This is a genomic window from Microbacterium plantarum (assembly GCF_035231185.1).
Classification (GTDB): domain Bacteria; phylum Actinomycetota; class Actinomycetes; order Actinomycetales; family Microbacteriaceae; genus Microbacterium; species Microbacterium plantarum.
On the sequence record NZ_CP141117.1, the window covers coordinates 2,770,280 to 2,788,748 of the forward strand.

At 71.8% G+C, this 18,469-nt stretch carries 16 protein-coding genes; 5 read left to right on the forward strand and 11 right to left on the reverse strand.

The annotated features are described in order from the left end of the window. Complete coding sequence (locus tag VC184_RS13405) at positions 1-387, forward strand: hypothetical protein (RefSeq protein ID WP_114587647.1); 387 nt, start codon at positions 1-3, stop codon at positions 385-387. Here the strand turns inward: VC184_RS13405 and VC184_RS13410 are convergent. The 4 genes from VC184_RS13410 to VC184_RS13425 form a co-directional block, all read right to left on the reverse strand. After that, a complete protein-coding gene (locus VC184_RS13410; RefSeq protein ID WP_323986558.1) occupies positions 321-1,871 on the reverse strand; it encodes a UDP-N-acetylmuramoyl-L-alanyl-D-glutamate--2,6-diaminopimelate ligase in 1,551 nt (516 codons plus the stop codon). The two genes, VC184_RS13405 and VC184_RS13410, sit on opposite strands and share 67 nt — an antisense overlap. A 118-nt stretch (positions 1,872-1,989) precedes the next feature. Further along, entirely contained in the window at positions 1,990-2,286 is a 297-nt protein-coding gene (locus tag VC184_RS13415) for a DUF7882 family protein (protein ID WP_112617853.1), read from the reverse strand. Positions 2,287-2,338: 52 nt separating this feature from the next. After that, positions 2,339-2,791 carry a helix-turn-helix transcriptional regulator gene (locus VC184_RS13420; protein WP_323986560.1) on the reverse strand — a complete coding sequence of 151 codons (453 nt, stop codon included), beginning with the start codon at positions 2,789-2,791 and terminating at the stop codon, positions 2,339-2,341. A gap of 245 nt (positions 2,792-3,036) precedes the next feature. After that, positions 3,037-4,380, reverse strand: coding sequence for an HNH endonuclease signature motif containing protein (locus tag VC184_RS13425; RefSeq protein ID WP_274179385.1), 1,344 nt, complete (start codon positions 4,378-4,380; stop codon positions 3,037-3,039). Between the two features lie 810 nt (positions 4,381-5,190). On the opposite strand from VC184_RS13425, the gene VC184_RS13430 reads away from it, so the two are divergent. Further along, positions 5,191-5,364 (forward strand): hypothetical protein, encoded by a 174-nt coding sequence (locus VC184_RS13430; protein ID WP_323986561.1) that lies wholly within the window; start codon positions 5,191-5,193, stop codon positions 5,362-5,364. 30 nt (positions 5,365-5,394) lie between these two features. On the opposite strand, the gene VC184_RS13435 is transcribed toward VC184_RS13430, so the two are convergent. Then, on the reverse strand, positions 5,395-6,924 hold the full coding sequence (locus VC184_RS13435) for a SulP family inorganic anion transporter (protein ID WP_323986562.1): 1,530 nt from the start codon (positions 6,922-6,924) through the stop codon (positions 5,395-5,397). Positions 6,925-7,079: 155 nt separating this feature from the next. Here VC184_RS13435 and VC184_RS13440 point away from each other — a divergent pair, with 155 nt between their 5' ends. Beyond that, positions 7,080-7,457 carry a MerR family transcriptional regulator gene (locus VC184_RS13440; protein ID WP_269268053.1) on the forward strand — a complete coding sequence of 126 codons (378 nt, stop codon included), beginning with the start codon at positions 7,080-7,082 and terminating at the stop codon, positions 7,455-7,457. Positions 7,458-7,488: 31 nt separating this feature from the next. Here the strand turns inward: VC184_RS13440 and VC184_RS13445 are convergent, their stop codons facing one another. Then, entirely contained in the window at positions 7,489-7,755 is a 267-nt protein-coding gene (locus VC184_RS13445; RefSeq protein ID WP_323986564.1) for a hypothetical protein, read from the reverse strand. Between the two features lie 78 nt (positions 7,756-7,833). Here VC184_RS13445 and VC184_RS13450 point away from each other — a divergent pair, with 78 nt between their 5' ends. Continuing rightward, positions 7,834-8,589, forward strand: coding sequence for an SDR family NAD(P)-dependent oxidoreductase (locus tag VC184_RS13450; RefSeq protein ID WP_323986565.1), 756 nt, complete (start codon positions 7,834-7,836; stop codon positions 8,587-8,589). Between the two features lie 111 nt (positions 8,590-8,700). Then, positions 8,701-9,156 carry a MarR family transcriptional regulator gene (locus tag VC184_RS13455; protein ID WP_282501497.1) on the forward strand — a complete coding sequence of 152 codons (456 nt, stop codon included), beginning with the start codon at positions 8,701-8,703 and terminating at the stop codon, positions 9,154-9,156. A gap of 153 nt (positions 9,157-9,309) precedes the next feature. Here VC184_RS13455 and VC184_RS13460 read toward each other — a convergent pair whose 3' ends face one another. The 5 genes from VC184_RS13460 to VC184_RS13480 form a co-directional block, all read right to left on the reverse strand. Then, complete coding sequence (locus VC184_RS13460; RefSeq protein ID WP_323986567.1) at positions 9,310-10,434, reverse strand: hypothetical protein; 1,125 nt, start codon at positions 10,432-10,434, stop codon at positions 9,310-9,312. After that, positions 10,431-10,778: a PadR family transcriptional regulator gene (locus VC184_RS13465; protein ID WP_323986568.1), complete on the reverse strand. Its 348-nt coding sequence runs from the start codon at positions 10,776-10,778 to the stop codon at positions 10,431-10,433. Before VC184_RS13465 ends, VC184_RS13460 begins: the two co-directional genes overlap by 4 nt. Positions 10,779-10,949: 171 nt before the next feature. Beyond that, a complete protein-coding gene (locus VC184_RS13470; protein ID WP_323986570.1) occupies positions 10,950-12,662 on the reverse strand; it encodes a LuxR C-terminal-related transcriptional regulator in 1,713 nt (570 codons plus the stop codon). A 21-nt stretch (positions 12,663-12,683) separates the two neighbouring features. Next, complete coding sequence (locus VC184_RS13475) at positions 12,684-14,648, reverse strand: discoidin domain-containing protein (RefSeq protein WP_323986571.1); 1,965 nt, start codon at positions 14,646-14,648, stop codon at positions 12,684-12,686. Further along, positions 14,645-18,274 carry an OmpL47-type beta-barrel domain-containing protein gene (locus VC184_RS13480; protein ID WP_323986573.1) on the reverse strand — a complete coding sequence of 1,210 codons (3,630 nt, stop codon included), beginning with the start codon at positions 18,272-18,274 and terminating at the stop codon, positions 14,645-14,647. The genes VC184_RS13475 and VC184_RS13480 overlap by 4 nt, the downstream gene beginning before the upstream one ends. Positions 18,275-18,469 lie beyond the last annotated feature (195 nt).

Below are 18,469 nucleotides of genomic sequence, written 5' to 3' on the forward strand. Positions count from 1 at the left end.
GTGCCTTTTCACAGCAAGCAGACCCTCGAGCACTGGGTCGCTGAGTTCATCGACGCTCGCGGCGCCGGCGAAGAGGTGCGCGTGGCGGTGCAGGACGGTTCCGACGGGGCCGACACGGGCCTCGTCCTCGTCCCGCTCACGAACGCGCCGAACGCCGTGTACATCGAGCCGCGGCCGGCGGGCGACGACCTCGACTGGTGCGTCTCCATCGAGGGCGCGCCCGACACTCTCGTCCTGACCAGTCACGAGCTCAACGCACTGACTCACGAGCTCCAGATCGCTGCAGAGCTCTGCGCCTTCCTGCAGGAGAAGTCACTCGGTCATTTCGAGCCGTCGGAGAGCACCGCGGAGGACGACGCGGGCGAGCCCTCGACCCTCGGCAACTGAGAGTCGCCGCTTCCGGCGGCGTGCTTCTCGCGCCATTCCCGGAGGGCGGCCGTGGCGATCGACACATCGTCGGAGGCGACGGCGTCGTCGCCGATGATCTGCACCGACTCGTGGCCCTTGCCGGCGATGAGGACGATGTCGTCGGGACCGGCGGGGGCGACGGCCATCGTGATCGCGGCCGCTCGATCGCGGATGACGCGGACGTTCTCGACCGAGCGGAAACCGGCCAGGATGTCGGCCACGATCGCGTCGCCGTCTTCGTGATGCAGATCGTCGTCGGTGACGATGATCGTCTGTGCGAGCTCTTCGGCGATCACGGCCATCTCGGGTCGCTTGCCACGGTCGCGGTCGCCGGTGCAGCCGAACACGACGGTCAGCTGGCCGGCGCCGCCTGACAGGGCGATGAGGGCCTGCCGCAGGGCGTCGGGCGTGTGGGCGTAGTCGACGACGACCTGCGGGCCGGCGCCGGGCGACACGACCTGCATGCGTCCGGGTACCCGGCGGATCTCCCCCACTGCCCGCGCGATGGCGCCGGGGGCGACGCCCTGTGCGCGGAGGATGCCCGCCGTCATCGCGAGGTTGTCGATGTTGAACCGGCCGATGAGGGGTGATGCTACCTCGAAGCGGTCGTCCTGGATCGCGAGAGTGAAGTCGGCGCCGTCAGCGCGCATCCGGATGTCGTCGGCGCGGACCGTCGCCGCCGCTGCGCCGGACGTCGAGACGGTGACGTCGTCGAGTCCCGCGGGGAGCGCGATGCCCGCGACATAGGGGTCGTCGATGTTCCGCACCGCGGCGCGCACACCCGGAAGGCGGAAGACGCCCTGCTTCGCCTGGCCGTACGCTTCCATCGACTCGTGGTAGTCGAGGTGGTCGCGGGTGAGGTTCGTGAACGCGGCGATGTCGAAGTGGCATCCCTCGACCCTTCCCTGCGTGAGGGCGTGCGAGCTCAGCTCGATCGCGACCACGTCGGCGCCGGCCCGCCGGATGTCGGCGAGGAGCTCGTGCATGTCGACCACCGACGGGGTTGTGAGCGACGTCTTCGCCAGAGCGCCGAACAGGCCGGCTCCGAGTGTGCCGATGGTGGCGGCGCGGCGTCCGAGGAGCTCCCAGCTCTGCGCGAGGAGCTGCACCGTCGAGGTCTTGCCGTTCGTGCCGGTCACGCCCACCAATGTCATGTCGGCCGACGGACGACCGGTGTACTGGTCGGCCAGCCGCCCGATCACGGCGGCCAGGTTCGGGATGCCGCGCACCCGCGCATCGACGTGCGTGACGCTCGCGTCGGTCAGGACGAGAGCCGCGTCGCGCTCGAGCGCCTGCGTGATGTGCTCGCGGACCCGTTCGTCTCGGCCGAGCGCGACGAAGACGTCGCCGGCTTGCACGGTGCGGCTGTCGCCGCGCAGGCGACCGCCGGGTACGTTCCCCCCGGCGACCCCCGTCGCCCACCAATCAGGGTCGAGTTTCCGACCCTCCCCAGCGTCTTGCATGTACCGCCCCATCGATCTCTGACTCGACAGTTCCATGAACGGGCGGTCACCCGCGGGAAGAACACGTCGGAGCCTGAGATTGGCACCATAACGTAAGCGCCGCTTAAGACGGAGAACGTCAGCTCTGGGGCTCGGGCACCATCCGCAGACCGTCGGCGCTGTTGGCCGATTCCATGAGGGCGTCGATCCATTTCGGGTTGATCTGCGGCTGGCGGCTGCCGGCGAACTGGAACTGGACCGAGATCGTGGGGTGCAGCCAGAAATCGCGACGGCTCGTGCCGTGCGGCGAGGTCGTCTCGAACATCAGCGGTTCGCCGCGCCGCAGCTTCGTCATCAGGACCAGCCGGAGATGCGCGAGCGCACGGTCGTCGATCTCGACGAAGTTGGCCGCGTTGTCGTAGAAGAATCTGCCCACCGGCACAGCCTAGGCGGCTGCGGGCAACGCGGGGCCGGGGCGTATCATCCGCTCACAGATAGAAGCCGTGACGCTCGAGCACGACGACGGCCTCATCGCGCGTCGATACGCCGAGCTTGGCGAACAGCGACCGCATCTGCGACTTGATCGTGTTGATGGAGACCGTGAACTCCCCGGCGATCTCGCCATAGGTCTTGCCGCCTCGCATCACCGAGGCGACGGATCGCTCGCGGGGTGTCAGGGCAGGCAGCGCCTGTGACGCGCGTGGTTCCCGCCGGTAAAATTCCTCCGTCGCGTCGGCAACCGCGGCGGCGAGGTCGGGACGGCGCTCGCGGAGGCGTTCTCGTAGCGGGGCCAGCTGCTCTCGCGGCACGCTGATGAATGGCGCGATGACGTCGCCGGCGTGATGAGCCAGGCGGACGCCGAGCCGATCCTTGCGCGAGGGTCGCCTCGGCGGGGTCGCCGCGGAGGACGAGCGCGATCGCTTCCGCCGTGGCTGCGGCATGCTGCGCGTACGGTCGCGTCGAGAGTTCCGGCTCCCAGCAGGGTGTCGGCGACGGCGAGGGCCTCGAGGAGTACAGCCCAGCGTCACGCGGACGTCCGGCCACCGCGTAGGTCTCGGCCACCGCAGCGAACAGCGACCCCAGCGAGTCGAGCCCGAGCACACGCGATGCGCTCATGGAGGGGATGCCCGAAGCCCGAATCGTGACGCGACTTCCCAACATTCGTGCGCGGAGTCCGGGGGCAGGCTCAGAACGGTGGCGGTTCGTCCGGCGGCGGTCCGCCGGGTGCGGCATCCGGTGGCGGATCCGCGGTGTCGATCGTGAAGCACACCGCCGGTATGGGAACGTCTTCGCGGTAGACCCGGCCGAGGGGTGAGGTCCATTCGAGAACGCCTCCGCCGAGCTGTCGGACTTCCCATTTCGTGAACTGCTTCATGGAGTGGTGTCGTTGGCAGAGGTGGGCGAGGTTGAAGATGTGGGTGTGCCCACCCAGGGCGTAGTCGATGGTGTGATCCAGTTCGCACCGGATCGCGGCCCGGCGGCATCCGGGGAATCGGCAGTGCTGATCCCGTGCCATCAGGAGCTTCTTCATCGAAGCCGTGGGTCGGTAGGTGTCGATCTCCATCGGGGTTCGGGTGACCGGGTCGATGAACAACCGGTCCCACTCGCTGACCTGCCCGGCGAGCTCGCGCGCCGTATCGGCATCGATCAGCGCAGCGCCCACCGCTTCGGCGGGGTTCTCGTCACGCCCCATCAGCGTCTCGGCGGTGACGGCGACCTGCACGCGTGCCCGGATCGCCCCCAGCCCACCGGCCCGATCGATCCCATACGTCGGGTCCACCACCGGCGCCCCGCCGAGGACGAGGTCGCCCAGAATGTCTGCGCGGAGCTGATCCATCGTCCGCGTGTCTGCGGAATCACTCTCCGCCCGGGCGTCCTTCACCGACTGTCCCATCTGGGTGAGTCGGTCGAGCATCCCGGCGGCGATGACCGTCGGGAGGTTGGCGACGAGGTTCGACATCCCGTCCGTGCCGTGGAAGACCCGCACGCACCGCTCCGCCGCCGCGGCCTTGTGCCGCTCCGTGAAGTTCTGTGTATGCAACCGGGCCGCCAATGCATCCAACGCTCCCCGCACCCGGGAGGGCACATCCCGCTCACACACCGCGATCGCCGCCTCCGCGAACGACTCCCGCACCTCCGCAGGCACCCCGGCACCGACCCGCACGACCACATCCACGTGTCCGCGCTCGATCCGGCGCTCAACCCACGCGTCGAACACCGCGGGGTAGTCGTCGATGACGGTCATCGCGTGGTCGATCTCGCCCTGCAACCTGCGGTCGGTGAGTCGCGCCATCCCCGCCGCCTCGGCTGCCACCGAACGCAGCTCCATGTCCGACGCCATACCTCGTACCCCGTCGCGACGCGCCTCACGCAGAGCCGACCTGCCCAGCTCCGCCAACGCCCGCATTCGCGCGACATCCCCGACATGAAAGAGGTCGAGGGCCTCAGCGAACCCCGCGAAAGCCGCGGCGTGCGACGACCCACCCGAGGCGCCTTCGCCTCCGAGCCTGCGACCGCTATTCGATGTCATGTTCCCATTGTCGCAGCGGGTTACGACATTCGGGTCGAACTTATCTTCGATGCGAGAACGCGGTCCGCTCGACCGATTGGGGAGGAATCGACGAAACCACAATCCAGCATCCCCGAGCCAGGCCATCAGTCTCGGTCCGAATCTCATCCGACGAGGCTCCCCCCGCAACTTTTTTCGGGTTTCCGCGTCACGATCCGTCGCCTCGAACGTCTCATCAACATGCACCCTGCGACGAACGCCCGTCCGGCTCCCTCCGAAACGGGCACCCGGACCCGCGCTTCCCTCCGTCGCGACCGACCGCGCGCCGGAGCCCGCACCCGCAGCCGCGACCGCGACCGCGCCCGCACTCGCGCCACCAGCCTCACCCCCGCGTCCGCCGAGCCGCCCACCCGGGTCGGCACGATCAGGTTCCGCTCCCACGCGTGGCCGCTCGGTCGCACGCGGGCACGAGGTCAGCAGGCCGCTCGGGAGCCATCCGTCCGTCCTGGATCGAGATCGACGGCGCAACTCTCACGGCCGCATGGGGCTGCCCGAACGCCCGCAAGCGGTCATGGCAGCGCGGCGACGTCGGCTTCGTGTGCTCGTCGGGCACGACCAGCCGCGAGGGGGCGCCCGCCCGCCTCATCCTCGTCACCGACAAGTCGCACGGTGAGGCCATCACGGCGACCATCGTCTGCGACGGCTTCTCGTACGAGGCGTATGCGACCCACGCCCGCTCCGAGCCCCACTACCACGCCGCCTCCCGCGACCGCAGCGGGTTTCGATCTGGCCGCGACGGGACAGCCGAATCTCCAGACGCAACGTGCCCGCGTGGGCGAGGCGGTGCCGTGGCGCGATCAGCCGATGGCGCTCGATGCCGACGGCCGGTACACCTCGCGGTTCTCGGTGCCGACCGCCGGACCGGTGACGTTGGGGCTGCGTTACCTCGACCCCACCACCGGACGATTCGGTCCGGCATCCTTCGTGTCGTTCACGGCGTACTGACCGAACCGCCCGCAACCGCGCCGCCGCGGGTCAGTGCCCGCCGACGACGTTGCCGCTCAGGCGGCCGTGCAGAGCGGATGCGGTCGCGTTGAGTCCCTCGATCGCGACGGTCTTGCCGTGCCGCTCGTACTTGTTCACGACGGCGTCGAGCGCGGCCACCGTCGAGGCGTCCCAGACGTGCGAGCGGGTCATGTCGATGACGACGCGGGCGGGATCGTCGGCGTACGCGAACTGCGTGGTGAGGTCGTTGCTCGAGGCGAAGAAGAGCTCGCCGTCGACCTCGTACCGGGCGACCGGCTCGTCACCGACGGCGTCGAGGGTTCGCGTGACGGTGACGAAATGGGCGACGCGACGAGCGAACATCACCATCGCGGCGATGACTCCGAGGATGACGCCGATCGCGAGGTTGTGGGTCCACACCGTCGCCACGACGGTGATGAGCATGACGGCCGTCTCGCTCTTCGGCATCCGCCGGAGGGTCGCCGGACGGATGCTGTGCCAGTCGAAGGTCGCCACGGTGACCATGATCATGACGGCCACGAGTGCCGCCATCGGAATGATCGCGACGACGTCGCCGAGCGCGAGCACGAGGATCAGCAGGAAGACCCCGGCGAGGAACGTCGAAATGCGCGTGCGCGCCCCCGACGCCTTCACGTTGATCATGGTCTGCCCGATCATGGCGCACCCGCCCATGCCGCCGAACGCGCCCGACAGGATGTTGGCTGCGCCCTGGCCGAGAGCCTCGCGCGTCTTGCGCGAGTGAGTGTCGGTGATGTCATCGACGAGCTTGGCGGTCATGAGCGATTCGAGCAGACCCACGACCGCCATGGCGAGCGCGTACGGCGCGATGATGCGCAGTGTCTCGAGGGTGAGCGGCACGTCGGGCACGAACAGTTCGGGCAGGCTCGAGGGCAGCTCGCCCTGATCGCCGACCGTCGGCACCTGCCAGCCGAACGCCACGACCGCCGCCGTGAGCAGCACGATCGTGACGAGCGGGGCCGGGATCACCTTCGTCAGCCGCGGCAGCGCGACGAGGATGATGAGCCCCGCGGCGACGAGCGGCCAGACGAGCCACGGGATGCCGTCACCGAAGAGCTGCGGCATCTGCGCGAGGAAGATGAGGATCGCGAGCGCGTTGACGAAGCCCACCATCACCGACCGCGGGATGAACCGCATGAGCTTCGCGACGCCGAGCACCGCCAGCACGATCTGGATCACGCCCCCGAGAAGCACGGTGGCGATGAAGTAGTCCATGCCGTACTCGCGCACGACGGGCGCGATGACGAGCGCGATCGCCCCCGTCGCAGCCGTGATCATCGCCGGGCGGCCGCCGAGGAAGGCGATCGCGACAGCCATGATGAACGATGAGAAGAGCCCCACGCGGGGATCCACTCCGGCGATGATCGAGAACGCGATCGCCTCGGGGATGAGCGCGAGGGCGACGACGAGCCCCGCCAGCACCTCGCGGGTCAGCAGCCGAGGGCTGCGCAGAGCCTGCAGGACGGTCGGTTCGATGCGATAGCGCGCGGCGCTGTCGCGGGCGGGGGTGACGGCGGTCACTCGGTGCCTTTCGGTCGGCGCCCGACGACGCGGGCGGAGTGATCGCGCGGGCGGGGTGGTCGCGCAGCCCGCGCAGCGCCGGCTGTCGGACGCAGGAAGAATGAGGGGGCGGCGCAGATCGGCGCCGACAAGAATCTAACGTAACGTGAGGTTTGATGTCGAATCGCGATGAGGTGACCATGCGCATCGGAGAGGTGACCGAGCGGACCGAGCTGTCGTTCCGCACGCTCCGCCATTACGACGAGATCGGCCTCGTCACGCCGTCCGCGCGCACCGATGGGGGCTTCCGCCTCTACACGGAGGACGACGTGGCCCGCATCCTGCTCATTCGCCGCATGAAGCCGCTCGGGTACAGCCTCGACGAGATGCGCGAGCTGCTCGACGTCGTCGACGCCCTCACGGCCGCCCCCGCCGACGAGGAACTGCGCGCTCGCCTCGAGACGATCCGGGCGGGCGCGACCGAGCGGCGCGAGAAGCTGACCCGGCAGGTCGCGATGGCCGACGAGTTCCTCGAGCAGCTGAGCGACATCTGACCGACGCGCGGCCGCGGATCGCGGCCCGAGCTCACGCGTAGGCCCGGTGCACGTGCCACCCGCCCTCGCCGCAGTACACGTCGAACACGAACGCCTCACCGCCGGGGTCGGTGGCCTGGAAGCGCCATCCGTAGAGCCCCCGTCGCCGATCGTCGTCGGCGGCGAGGGACCAGACCGAGTCGCGGAGGCGGGTCGGGATGTCGCTCACGCTCCATCGCCTGCCCGCGTAGAACATCCGCGCCGGGACGTCGTCGACGAGCCAGAGGGTGACATCGTGGGCGCTCGTCGTGTCGGTCATGACAACCGAGGATAGAACACATCTTCGACACTCGCCAGAGCATCATCCGAACACAGCTTCGCTCCGTACGCTGAACGGATGGACCTGCTCTCCCTCTTCGGGCTCTCCGGCCGACGCGCCCTCGTGACCGGCGGCAGCTCGGGCATCGGCCGCGGAATCGCCGAGGCGCTGGCCGCCGCAGGGGCCGAGGTCATCGTCGCCGCCCGCGGTCGCGAGCTGATCGACGAGACGGTGGGGCGGATCCGCGCCGAGGGCGGGCTCGCGTCGGGGATCGTCGCCGACCTGTCGTCCCGCGCGGGGTGCCACGAGCTCGCCGATCAGGCCGGCGACGTCGACATCCTCGTGAACTCGGCGGGCATCAACATCCGCCCTCCCCTCCTCGACCTCGACGAGCCCGCCTGGGATGCCACGATGGCGGTCAACCTCGACGCGCCCTTCATCCTGGGCCAGCGATTCGCCCCCGGGATGATCGAGCGCGGGTACGGCCGCATCATCTCCATCAGCTCGCAGCAGGCGAGCCGCGCCTTCGCATCGAGCGGCGCCTACGGCGCGTCGAAGGCCGCCCTCGAGGGCCTCGCCCGCTCGCAGGCGGAGGCGTGGTCGGCATCCGGGGTGACCTCGAACGTGCTGGTCCCGGGCTTCGTCCTCACTCGCCTCAACGAGCGCCTCGCGAGCAACCCCGACGTCGTCGACGCGCTGGCCGCTCGCACCTTCGTCGGGCGCAACGGCGTGCCGGACGACTTCGCCGCCGCGGCGATCTTCCTCGCCGGCCCGGGCTCGGCCTATGTCACCGGCCAGTCGATCGCCGTGGACGGCGGGTTCTCGGTCCACTGAGGCTCACCTTCCTTCGCCCATATCAGGTGAGTGCTCCCACGGGAAGGGCTCCCCTTCGACTGCACGCTCGGACAGACTGAGCCGCTAGGTCGATCAATACGGGGAGTCGTCATGGCAGTGCAGGGTGAGACATCGTCGGCATCGGCAGTCCTCGACGCGCTGTGGGCGTACGAGGCCGCCGAGGGCGCCATCCGGCTGCGGCTGCGCGACTCGATGCTCGTGTGCGAGAACGACCTGATCGCGCTCGAGAAGCTCATCGAGGCGCAGGATCGCGACGTCGCGCTGACCCCGTCGAACATCACCCAGGAGCTCGGGATCTCGTCCGCGAGCACGACCGCGATGCTCGATCGCCTCGAGCGTTCCGGGTATCTGCGGCGCCAGCCGCATCCGTCCGACCGTCGCAAGGTCTTCGTGACGCTCGGTGATCGCCCGGTCGAGAACCTGCGCCAGTCGGGTACGGACGTGCAGCACCGCGTCGAGGACGTCATCGCCGACATGCCCGCCGGCTCCGCCGCCGTGCTCGTCGACTTCCTCTCGCGCATGCGGATCGCCGCCGAAGCCGCCTGACGCCCCGCGCGCGTCGGCCGCGTGCCGCGACGTGCCGCCGCGTGCCGACGCGTGCCGCGATGCAAGGCATCCGATCCGACACCCCGGTCCGGATGCCGCTGCCCCGGCGAGTCGCCCGCGATCCCTTGCAACCGCGCACCGGGGCGCCCGGGCTCAGGTCGCGGCGACCGGCACGCCCGTCGTCCGACGCCCGGCCGGGGCCCAGCCGAAGAGGAGAAGCGCCGCGGCGAAACTGAGCGGCCCGATCAGGTGGAAGACCTGAGACAGCGCTGAGACGTCACCGCCCGAGGTGGCGAAGGTGTCGGCGATCGACATCCCGATCGAGAATCCGGCGAACAGTCGCAGGAACAGCGCGGCCCCGATGATCGAGAGGTACAGGATGCCGAGCCGGCGGGGCGTCAGCCACGCCCCGCCCCTCGTCAGCGAGCCGACAGTCACACCGGCCGCCGCCACCAGCCACACCCCGACCCACACAGCCACCGCCCCCGCAGCGAACGCCGGGTCGAACCCGTCGGCCGCGATCATCGCGGCGTAGATGGCGTCCAACTCGTAGCCGGACACCTTGGCGAGCGGATTCCACACCAGCAGATCGAGGGCGCCGAGCACGAGCAACGCCGTGACGGACACGAGCCCCGCGATCGCGACCGGCCGCCGTCGAGCCAGCGGTGCGGAGCGGTCCTCCAGGGCGAGCGGCATCGATCGCCAGGCGCCGGCCAGTCCGATCGCGGCACCGCCGACGGTGAGGCCGACGCCCGCCGCGCTCACCCCAGCCGCCACGGGGCGAACCGCGGCGAGCGCGAGCACGGGGATGCCGAGCGCGGTGGCGGCGAACGCGACCCTCACGACCGCCGACCGCGACAGCGCGGCCGCGCCGATGAAGAGGGCGATGGCGAGCAGCGCTCCCCCGAACAGGAGCACGCTGAGCGCGGAACGGCCGGCGGCGAGCGCGATCTCGACCGCAGCCGGTATGGCGACCTCCGGGGAGGTGAGATCCCCGGTCAGCCACAGCGCGGCCGACGTCGCCCCGACCGCGGCGAGCAGCGTGACACCCCGCCGACTCAGCCGGCGCGAGGCGGTACCCCGGGGCTCGCCGGTCAGCACCGGAGAGTCACGGTCCGCGGTGAGGGCGACCGCGATCGCACCGCGCACGACGTCGCCCCGGCGCACCCCGGCTTCGTGAGCCCCGGCGACATCCGCCCGCCACTGCTCGAGATGACGTGCCCGCGACGCGACCGGCATCGTCCGGCTCACCGCCCGAAGGACGAGATCGAGGCTCATGCGATCACTCCCCTCGCGTCGCCCCGGCCGCGTCCGGGCTCGTGCCGACGCGCTCGGCGGCGCTGCATCCGCACCGCGTGAGCGTCGACGGCGGCGCGGGCTGCGACGAGGCCGTCGGGCGTCAGGCGGTACAGCCTCCGCCGGGGCCCGCTGCGGTTCGGGTCGACCTCCCACTCGGAGGTCACCCACTCCATCGACTCGAGGCGCTCGAGGATCGGGTACACGCTGCCCGCGGGCCGGCCGGTGCGGTTGACGATGCGCAGCCCCCACACCGGTTCGGACTCGCTGATCAGGGCCTCGAGCACATCGACGGTCGCCGGGGTGATGCGTGTGAGCGGCTGCATGACCGCATGCTATGTCTATATACCTAGAGATAGCCCCTTCGCCTTGGTCCGCCGCCCGTGCCGCGATGCGAGGCATCCGATCCGACACCCCGACCCGGATGCCGCATCCCCGGCGCGTCGCTCACGATCCCTTGTATCCGCGCACCCGCGCACCCGCGCGCCGACCAGAGCTCAGCGCCGCCCGCCGAGCACGCGGGCGATCTCGCGGCGGCTCGACACCCCCAGGCGTCGCATGATGTTGGCGACGTGGTAGTCGACGGTCCGCTTCGAAAGGTGCAGCAGGCCCGCGATCTCGCCGCTCGTGTAGCCCTGTCCGACGGCGTCGGCGACCTTCCGCTGCTGCTCGGTCAGTCGCGCCGTCGGGTCGCCGCCGCGCGATCCGCGCTGCATCTCCGTCGTCGTCGCGGCGACCGCCTCGTCGTACCGCCGCGCCAGCCCGCCCGCGCCGAGCTCCTGCAGCTCGGCACTGGCGTCTTCGTAGACGACGAGCGCGCGCCGCGGATCCGGCCGGCCGTGCGCACCGAAGAGGCTGTAGTGGATGCCGGCAACGACGCGCACCCAGGCCCGCCCGAGCGGGTCGTGGTCGAGGGTCAGCAGCGCGAGGGCCCGGTCGACCGCCTTCGTCGCCTCGGCGTACCGTTCGTCGTGCTCCGCCAGGATCGACACGAAGGCCCAGGCGTACGCACTCTGGTCGGCTCCGGGCTGGGCGGTCCACAGGGCCACGCCGCGCCGCACCTCGTCGACCCGGCCGAGGTGCCATGAGGCGAGCAGGTTCAGCATCCGCCATTCGTCGACCCGGTACGGATGCCGGTACCCGGGCTCGGCGGCATCCTCCAGGGCCCGCCGCAGCGCCGACCAGTCACTGAGCGAGATCGCCATCATGATGCGGGCGTGCGTGATCACGATCTGCGCGAGGAACGACGGGGTGTCGCGGCACAGCAGTGCGGCTCGGTCGAGCACGGGCCGGCTCGCGTCCATGTCGCCGCGGAGGGCGAGGAAGAGCCCGTGTACCGCGAGCGCCTGGGGCTCGAGCCAGTCGTGCTCGATCGACCCGGTCGGCGGAGTCGTCGCGCGCACCGCCTCGGCCGCCTCGCGCCACCGCCCCTGGCGTACGCGGACGAACGCGAGCTCGACCTCGGCGTGCAGGCGCACCCCGGGCCGCCACGCGGGTGCGAGGCGCGCACCGCGCGCGAGGTTGAGCGCCGCCTCCCCCAGCCGGCCCGACAGGTGCTCGACACTGCCGAGGCTCACGAGGGCGAGCGCATGCGCGGGCGACAGGCTGTTGCGCATCCGCAGCGGCGCCAGGGTCTCGATGAGGGCACGCCGCGCGGCATCCCCCGCTGCCGTGTGCTGCTCGACCATCGCGTCGAGACCGAGCAAGTCGAAGGCCACGTGCTCCGGGGCCGCGACCCGGCCCTCGACAGCGGATGCCGCGGCCATGACCGCCCGGGCCGCGTCGATGCACCGTCGCGCCGGCACCCACGACGCCGATGCGACGCAGCCGGTCGCGACGTAGGACAGCAGCAGCGGCAGCAGCATCCCCTCGCCCTCGAGCGGATCCCCGGCGACGGGCCCCGGCACCGACGCGAGCGGCACCTCGGCGAGCGCGACGATGCGGGCCACAGCGCTGTCGAGGTCGCCGTCGCCGATCTGCAGCATCGCGAGCACGCCCTCGCGCAGAATCCCCTCCGGCAATGCAGCCACGTCGTCCCGGTGGGCGGCGAGCAGGTCGGCGCGGTAGCCGCGCATCCCGATCGAGCAGGCCAGTGCGAGGCCGTCGGCATCCCCGGCGGCATGTGCGGTGAGTGCGGCGCGGACCGCGGTCTCGGTCTCCCGGCGTCGCCACGCGGAGCGGGCCTCGTCGAGAAGCGGGTGTCGTGGCATCCGCCGCCCTTCTGTCGGCGTTCAGTCTGCCAGGTGCGGCGGGCTCGTCGTCTGCACTCGCGGGCGTGACGGTGTGCGATGTCGCGCGAGCATCGCGCCGCCGCCGGCGAGCACCGTAAGCAGCGCCGCGACGGCGATCGCCGCCGACGGCGCAGCGCCCCCGGTCGCCGCGAGAGAGCGAACCCCGGATGCCGCGCCGCGGGCCGTGCCGGCGCTCGATCCGCCCGGCACCGCCGATCCGCCCGGCACCGCCGACCCGCCCGGCACGACGACCGGCGGCTCCGGCTCCACCGCCACGGGCGGCTCCGGGTCGACGATGACCGGCGGCTCGGGGTCCACCACGACCGGCGGCTCGGGGTCGACCACGGGCGGGGCCGTCCCGCCGAACACGGCGATGTCGGCGACTCCCGTCGATCCGGTGTACTCGGCTTCACCCCAGGCATCGAAGACGAGCCGGATCGCCGAGGTCGTGACACGCTGGAACGCCACCTCGCCGGGCGACTCGTCGCGGGACGGCTCGTCGCGGGACGGCGTGAACGTGGCGCCCGCCACCGCGAGCCACCGGCCGGTGGCCGCATCCCACCGCTCGACGCGCCAGGCGCGCGGCGGGATGAGCCCCCGCGCCTCGTCGTCTGCGGCATCCCGCGCGAGGGCGACCGACACCCGCTCCACGGTGACCGGGCCGCCCCACGTGAGCTCGAGCCACTGCTCGCCCACCCGCGGCCACGAGCTCCACACACTGCCCGGGTCGCCGTCCACGGCGGCAGCCGCGCTCGACCACTCAGGCACGTACGACGCGGTCGCCACGGCCGAACCGGTGATGTCGCGCACCGTCGTCGGGTCGGCGCACGGCACGGTGACGGTCACCGTGGCCCGGTGCGCGATCTCATCGATCTCGTCGACGCGGACGGTCATCCCGGAGTTGAGCGCGACCGTCTCGCCCGCCGTGACGAACTCGTTCGCCTCGGTCGTGTCGCCCGGCCGTTCCAGCAGGTCACCGCCGTACGGCTGCGCGGGGTTCGAGCGGAGGATCTGAACGCCCGACACGGTCCGTTCGGCCTGCCACGGGCTCGGCCAGGCACCGTCGCCGCTCACCGGGTCGGACGCGTCGCTGTACTGCACCCAGTACCGCGCGTCGGGGTTCTCGGGGTCGGTCCAGGTGAGCGTCCGGGATGCGGCGGTCCCGGCTCCCAGGCTGTCGAGCACCGCCGTGCGGGCATCGCCGCACACCGGCTCGCGAACGTTCGGGAGCACGCCCAGGCGCGCCAGGGTCGGGCTCGACAGCGGCAGGAACGACCAGGCGCCGCCCATCATGTCGGTCCGGTTGCCGTACTCGTCGCGCGGGCACTCGACGCCGGCGGGATAGTCCCAGCTCGTGTCGCAGCGGATGCTGGACGCGTGAGCCAGTGAGAGGTTGTGACCGAGCTCGTGCGCGAGCAGATACGGGTCGGGCCCGGGCTGGAACGTCCCGCCGCCGTCGTCGGGATCACCGGGCTGCTCACCGTTGGCCCACGTGGGGCACGGGTCACCGGGCGGGACCATGATGACGAGGTGCCGGGCCGCTCCGCCCTGCCAGCCGATCCGTTCGCGCAGCCACTGATGCAGACCGGCCGTGTCGCTGCATCCGATCGGCTGGTCGACGCTCTGCCAGTCGAGGAGCTGCTCGAGCTCGAAGCGGATCGCGCCGTTCGTCTCACGGTCGTAGAACTCGTCGACGAGCTCGAGCGAGCGCCGCGCCTCGTCCGCCGCGAACGACGGCTCCGAGCCCTGCGGCGCGAGGAGCGCGATCGTCACCCGGTGATCACGGATGTCGGCGCGTGCCGGGACGTCGACATCGACGAACCCCGGCCCGGCCTCGGCCCGCACGGGCGAGGCCACAGCGGGCGAGGCCCCCGCGAGCACCGCGGCGCTGATGGCGAGGACCGCGCTGAGGACAGCGGCCGTGCGACGGCTCGCGGCCGTCGCACGGCGGGCGCCGACCGTCACGATCCCGCGCGTCCGGTGCGGGTCCGCGGCCGTGCTCCGACGCCGTCGGCGGTGCGGAGCATGCGCGGGAGGAGAACACCGCCGCCGGCCAGGAGCAGCAGCAGCGCCCCCGCCGCCAGCCCCGTCGGCACCTCGGCACCGGTGTTCGCGAGGCGACCGCTCGGCTTCGCGTCCGCGCGCACGGTTCCCGGACCGGCGACACCGGCCCCGGCTCCGCCCCCAGCGCCGCCCGGGACGTTCGGCACGCCGGGGGTGCCGGGCCCTCCCGGGACTCCGGGCACGCCCGGCTCATCGGTCCCGGTGGAACCGGTCTCGACCCGCAGCGAGCGGTCCGGCGAGACGTTGCCCGCGACATCGGTCGCGCGGAACACCACGTCGACGGCGCCCCCGCCGCGCGGCAACCGCAGCACGCCGTCGAGGGGTGGGCGCGCCGTGCCGTCTCTCGCGACGCGCAGCTCGCCGCCGCGCACCGGCACCCAGGCATCGCCCGAGCGCACCTCGACGACGCCGACCCCGGAACCGTCATCGGTGGCCTGCAGGTCGACCAGGAAGCCTTCCTCGTCCTCGCTCACCGAGCCCCGCACCTCCGGGGCGACCGTGTCGATCCGCACCGTCACCGCGACGCGGTCCGAGACGTTGCCCGCCGCGTCGACGGCTTCGGCCTCGACGAGATGGATGCCGTCATCGGCCACCACGACGTCATCCGACAACGGCTGCCAGGCCTGGCCGTCGATGCGAACGCGCACCGCCGGTGCCGCATCCGCGTCGTCTTCGGCGGCGCCGGCGAAACGCACCGGCTGCCGGAACCAGCCCGAGGCCGGCACCACGTCGGCGGTGTCGAAGCTCAGGGTGGGGGCGGTGGTGTCGACGGGCTCCGTGACCTCGGCGGTCCAGGCCTCGAACTCGTGCGCCGCAACGGAGCCTCCCGCCTCGGCCGCGCCCCACGACTGCATCAGCGCGCGCAGCGCCGTGGTCTCGACCGCAGCGAAGCGCACCTCGTTGCGATCGGTCGTCGACCGCTCGTAGACGTCGTCGGTCTCGACGTCGTGCCACGCGCCGGCGGCATCGCGGTACTGCAGCACCCACGAGCGCGGGGGGATGAGACCGGCGTTCTGGTCGTCGGCGGCATCCCGCGCGAACACCACGGCCGCACGGTCGAGGGTGACGGGGCGGTCCCAGGCCAGCTGCAGCCACTGCTCGCCGACACGCGGCCACGTGCCCCACGACGCGCCACCGAGGGCACCGTCCACGACGGCGTCGACGGGCGCCCACGGCGATGCGTACGACGCGGTCACCGCGGCGAACGGCGCGACGTTGCCCGTCAGCGGAGCGTCGGGCGAGCGCGGGATCGTCACCGGCACCGGCATCGACACGTTGCCTGCGGCGTCGGTCGCGCGGAAGTAGACGACGTGGCGCTCGAGGTCGGGGGCGGCGATCGGGGCGCCGTACGGCTGCCAACCCGTCGGCTCGTCCACCGCGTACTCGAGGCTCGCGAGCCCCGAACCCGCGTCCGTCGCGGCGGCGGCGACCGTGCGCGCCTGCGCGTCGACGACACCCGTCGCCACGGGGGCGGTGCGGTCGACACGCACCGAGATGGTCTGTTCGGCCGAGACGTTGCCCGCGGCATCCGTTGCCCGCGCCGAGACCGTATGCATACCGTCGGTCTCGATCGTGGTGTCGACGCGTCGAACGTCCGACGTCGTCGTCCAGTCGCCGCCGTCGACCGACACCGCAATGCTCGAGCGCACGTCGCGGTCATCGGTCGCCTCGGCACGGACCGTCACGGCACCGACGAACCAGCCGTCGGCACCTTCCGCGCCGCGGGCCGTCAGCTGCAGCACCGGCGCGGTCACGTCGGGCTCGCCGGCGTCGCTCGGGTCGATCACGGTCACCGTGACCTCGACGCGCGCAGCCGCATAGCCCGTGGCCACGCCGCTCACCGTGAACGTGCCCGGCTGCCCGTATGCCGCCGGGTCGACGGCATCCCAGCGCACCGGAGCGGGCACGCGCTCCTCGCCGTAGCGCAGCTCGACGGTCTCGGGCAGCTCGGGCGCCTCGCCGACGGCGGTGCGGGTAGACGCCGGGCTGTAGCCGTCGGCGACCACGGCGTCGGCCGACCACTCCTCCACCGCCAGGGCCGAGTAGCGCGGCGTCGCGCCCGTTCCCGGCGCGGCGTCGAGCACAGCCCGCAGGCGCGTCGTCGTCACGGGGGCGAAGGTCACCTCGATCGGCGTGCGCGTCGTCGTGGGGTATCCGCTCGCTCCCTCGACATCCCGCCACCCGCCGTTCTGCCAGTACTGCAGCTTCCAGGCGCGGGGGGCCGAGACGCCGTCGCCGCTGCCGGGTTCACGGTCGCTCCAGAACTGGATCGTCGACCGGTCGATGCGCACCGGCTCGGTCCAGTCGTACTGGATCCACTCCGCCGCGGCACGGTCGCCGTCGTACGAGCCCCACATGTCCGGCGGCAGCGGGTTCGGGCGGACGATTCCGTCGTTCAGCGCGGCGATCCAGTACTGCGCGGGGATCGGCTCGTTCGATGCCGAGGCCGTCGCCTGCGGTGCGACGTTCGCACTCGGGGTCTCGACCTGCTCGGCACCGAGGGTCGGGACGACGGGCAGGATGCGGGCGGGGGTGACGGAGTCGTCCCAGCGCAGGGCGTCGACGGCGACCGAGCGGCGGAAGTGGTTGCCGCCCTCGGCGTCGGCCGTGTGGTACGCCATGTACCACTTCCCCTGGAACTCGGTGATCGCCGGGTGACTGGTCGTCGACGAGACCGGCGCGAGGATGCGGCCCTGCGACGTCCACGGCCCCAGCGGTCCGGGCGCCGTCGAGTACGCGATGCACGCGTGGTAGACCGCGGGCGTGCACCAGCTGTCGGGGCCGGCCGTGTTCGCGGCGTAGGCGAGGTAGTAGGTGCCGGCGCGCTCGAACAGCCACGCCGCCTCGAAGAACCCGTCGACGCCGCTCGTGATGGCGGTGGGCTCACCGATGAGGCTGGTCATGTCGGCGCCGAGCTCGATCGCGAACAGCCGGCTGAAGCTGCCCCAGTACATCCACACGCGCCCGTCGCTCGCGACGTACACGGTCGGGTCGATGTTGTGGGCGTCGTTGCCGAGGATCTCCTGCGACACGATCGGCGCCCCGACCGCGTCGGTCCAGGGGCCGAGGGGGGTGTCCGACACCGCGACGCCGATGCCGAAGGGGTCGGGCGAGTCGCTGCCGGCTTCGTGCACGGGCACGTACCAGTAGAAGCGGCCGTCGGCGCCCTCGACGACCTGTCCGGCGTACGCGCGCCCGGGTGTCGCCCAGTCGAAGACCTGCTCGGGACGCATGAGCGCGGGATGCCGCTCCCACTCTCCGCCGCCGACGTCCGCGGTCGAGAAGGCCTGCCACTCGTTCATGATGAAGTCGTTCGTGGTCGGCCCCGCCTCGTCGCGCCCCGCGTAGACGTAGAGGGTGTCGTCGACGACGAGCGTGGCGGGATCGGCCGAGTACACCGAGCCGTCGCCGAGGATCGGGTTGTCGAGCGCGGTGGCCTTGGTGGCCGGCACGGCGACGGCGAGACCGGCGACGACGGCACCCGCGATGAGGGCGGCCGATGCGCGGCGGGGAAGCGAGCGGGGCATGACGGTCTCCTTCGACCGGAGCGACGGGTGCCGCGGAGAGAAACGGGGTGCGGCGGGGTCAACAGCGCCGGCCGGCCCGCCGAAAAGGTGGACCGGAGACGTGCGTGGATGGCACGCTATCGAGCCCGCCCATGCGACCGCAATGCTTTTCGGTGATTTCGAAACGGCTCGAAATCGGGGCGCGGCGCGCCGGCG

Excerpts from the sequence above, each read along its gene's own strand:
- VC184_RS13410 (WP_323986558.1), bottom strand. The coding sequence starts at position 1,871 with ATGCAAGACGCTGGGGAGGGTCGGAAACTCGACCCTGATTGGTGGGCG.
- VC184_RS13420 (WP_323986560.1), bottom strand. The coding sequence starts at position 2,791 with ATGCCGCAGCCACGGCGGAAGCGATCGCGCTCGTCCTCCGCGGCGACC.
- VC184_RS13425 (WP_274179385.1), bottom strand. The coding sequence starts at position 4,380 with ATGACATCGAATAGCGGTCGCAGGCTCGGAGGCGAAGGCGCCTCGGGT.
- VC184_RS13440 (WP_269268053.1), top strand. The coding sequence starts at position 7,080 with ATGTCGAATCGCGATGAGGTGACCATGCGCATCGGAGAGGTGACCGAG.
- VC184_RS13445 (WP_323986564.1), bottom strand. The coding sequence starts at position 7,755 with ATGACCGACACGACGAGCGCCCACGATGTCACCCTCTGGCTCGTCGAC.
- VC184_RS13450 (WP_323986565.1), top strand. The coding sequence starts at position 7,834 with ATGGACCTGCTCTCCCTCTTCGGGCTCTCCGGCCGACGCGCCCTCGTG.
- VC184_RS13455 (WP_282501497.1), top strand. The coding sequence starts at position 8,701 with ATGGCAGTGCAGGGTGAGACATCGTCGGCATCGGCAGTCCTCGACGCG.
- VC184_RS13460 (WP_323986567.1), bottom strand. The coding sequence starts at position 10,434 with ATGAGCCTCGATCTCGTCCTTCGGGCGGTGAGCCGGACGATGCCGGTC.
- VC184_RS13465 (WP_323986568.1), bottom strand. The coding sequence starts at position 10,778 with ATGCAGCCGCTCACACGCATCACCCCGGCGACCGTCGATGTGCTCGAG.
- VC184_RS13470 (WP_323986570.1), bottom strand. The coding sequence starts at position 12,662 with ATGCCACGACACCCGCTTCTCGACGAGGCCCGCTCCGCGTGGCGACGC.
- VC184_RS13480 (WP_323986573.1), bottom strand. The coding sequence starts at position 18,274 with ATGCCCCGCTCGCTTCCCCGCCGCGCATCGGCCGCCCTCATCGCGGGT.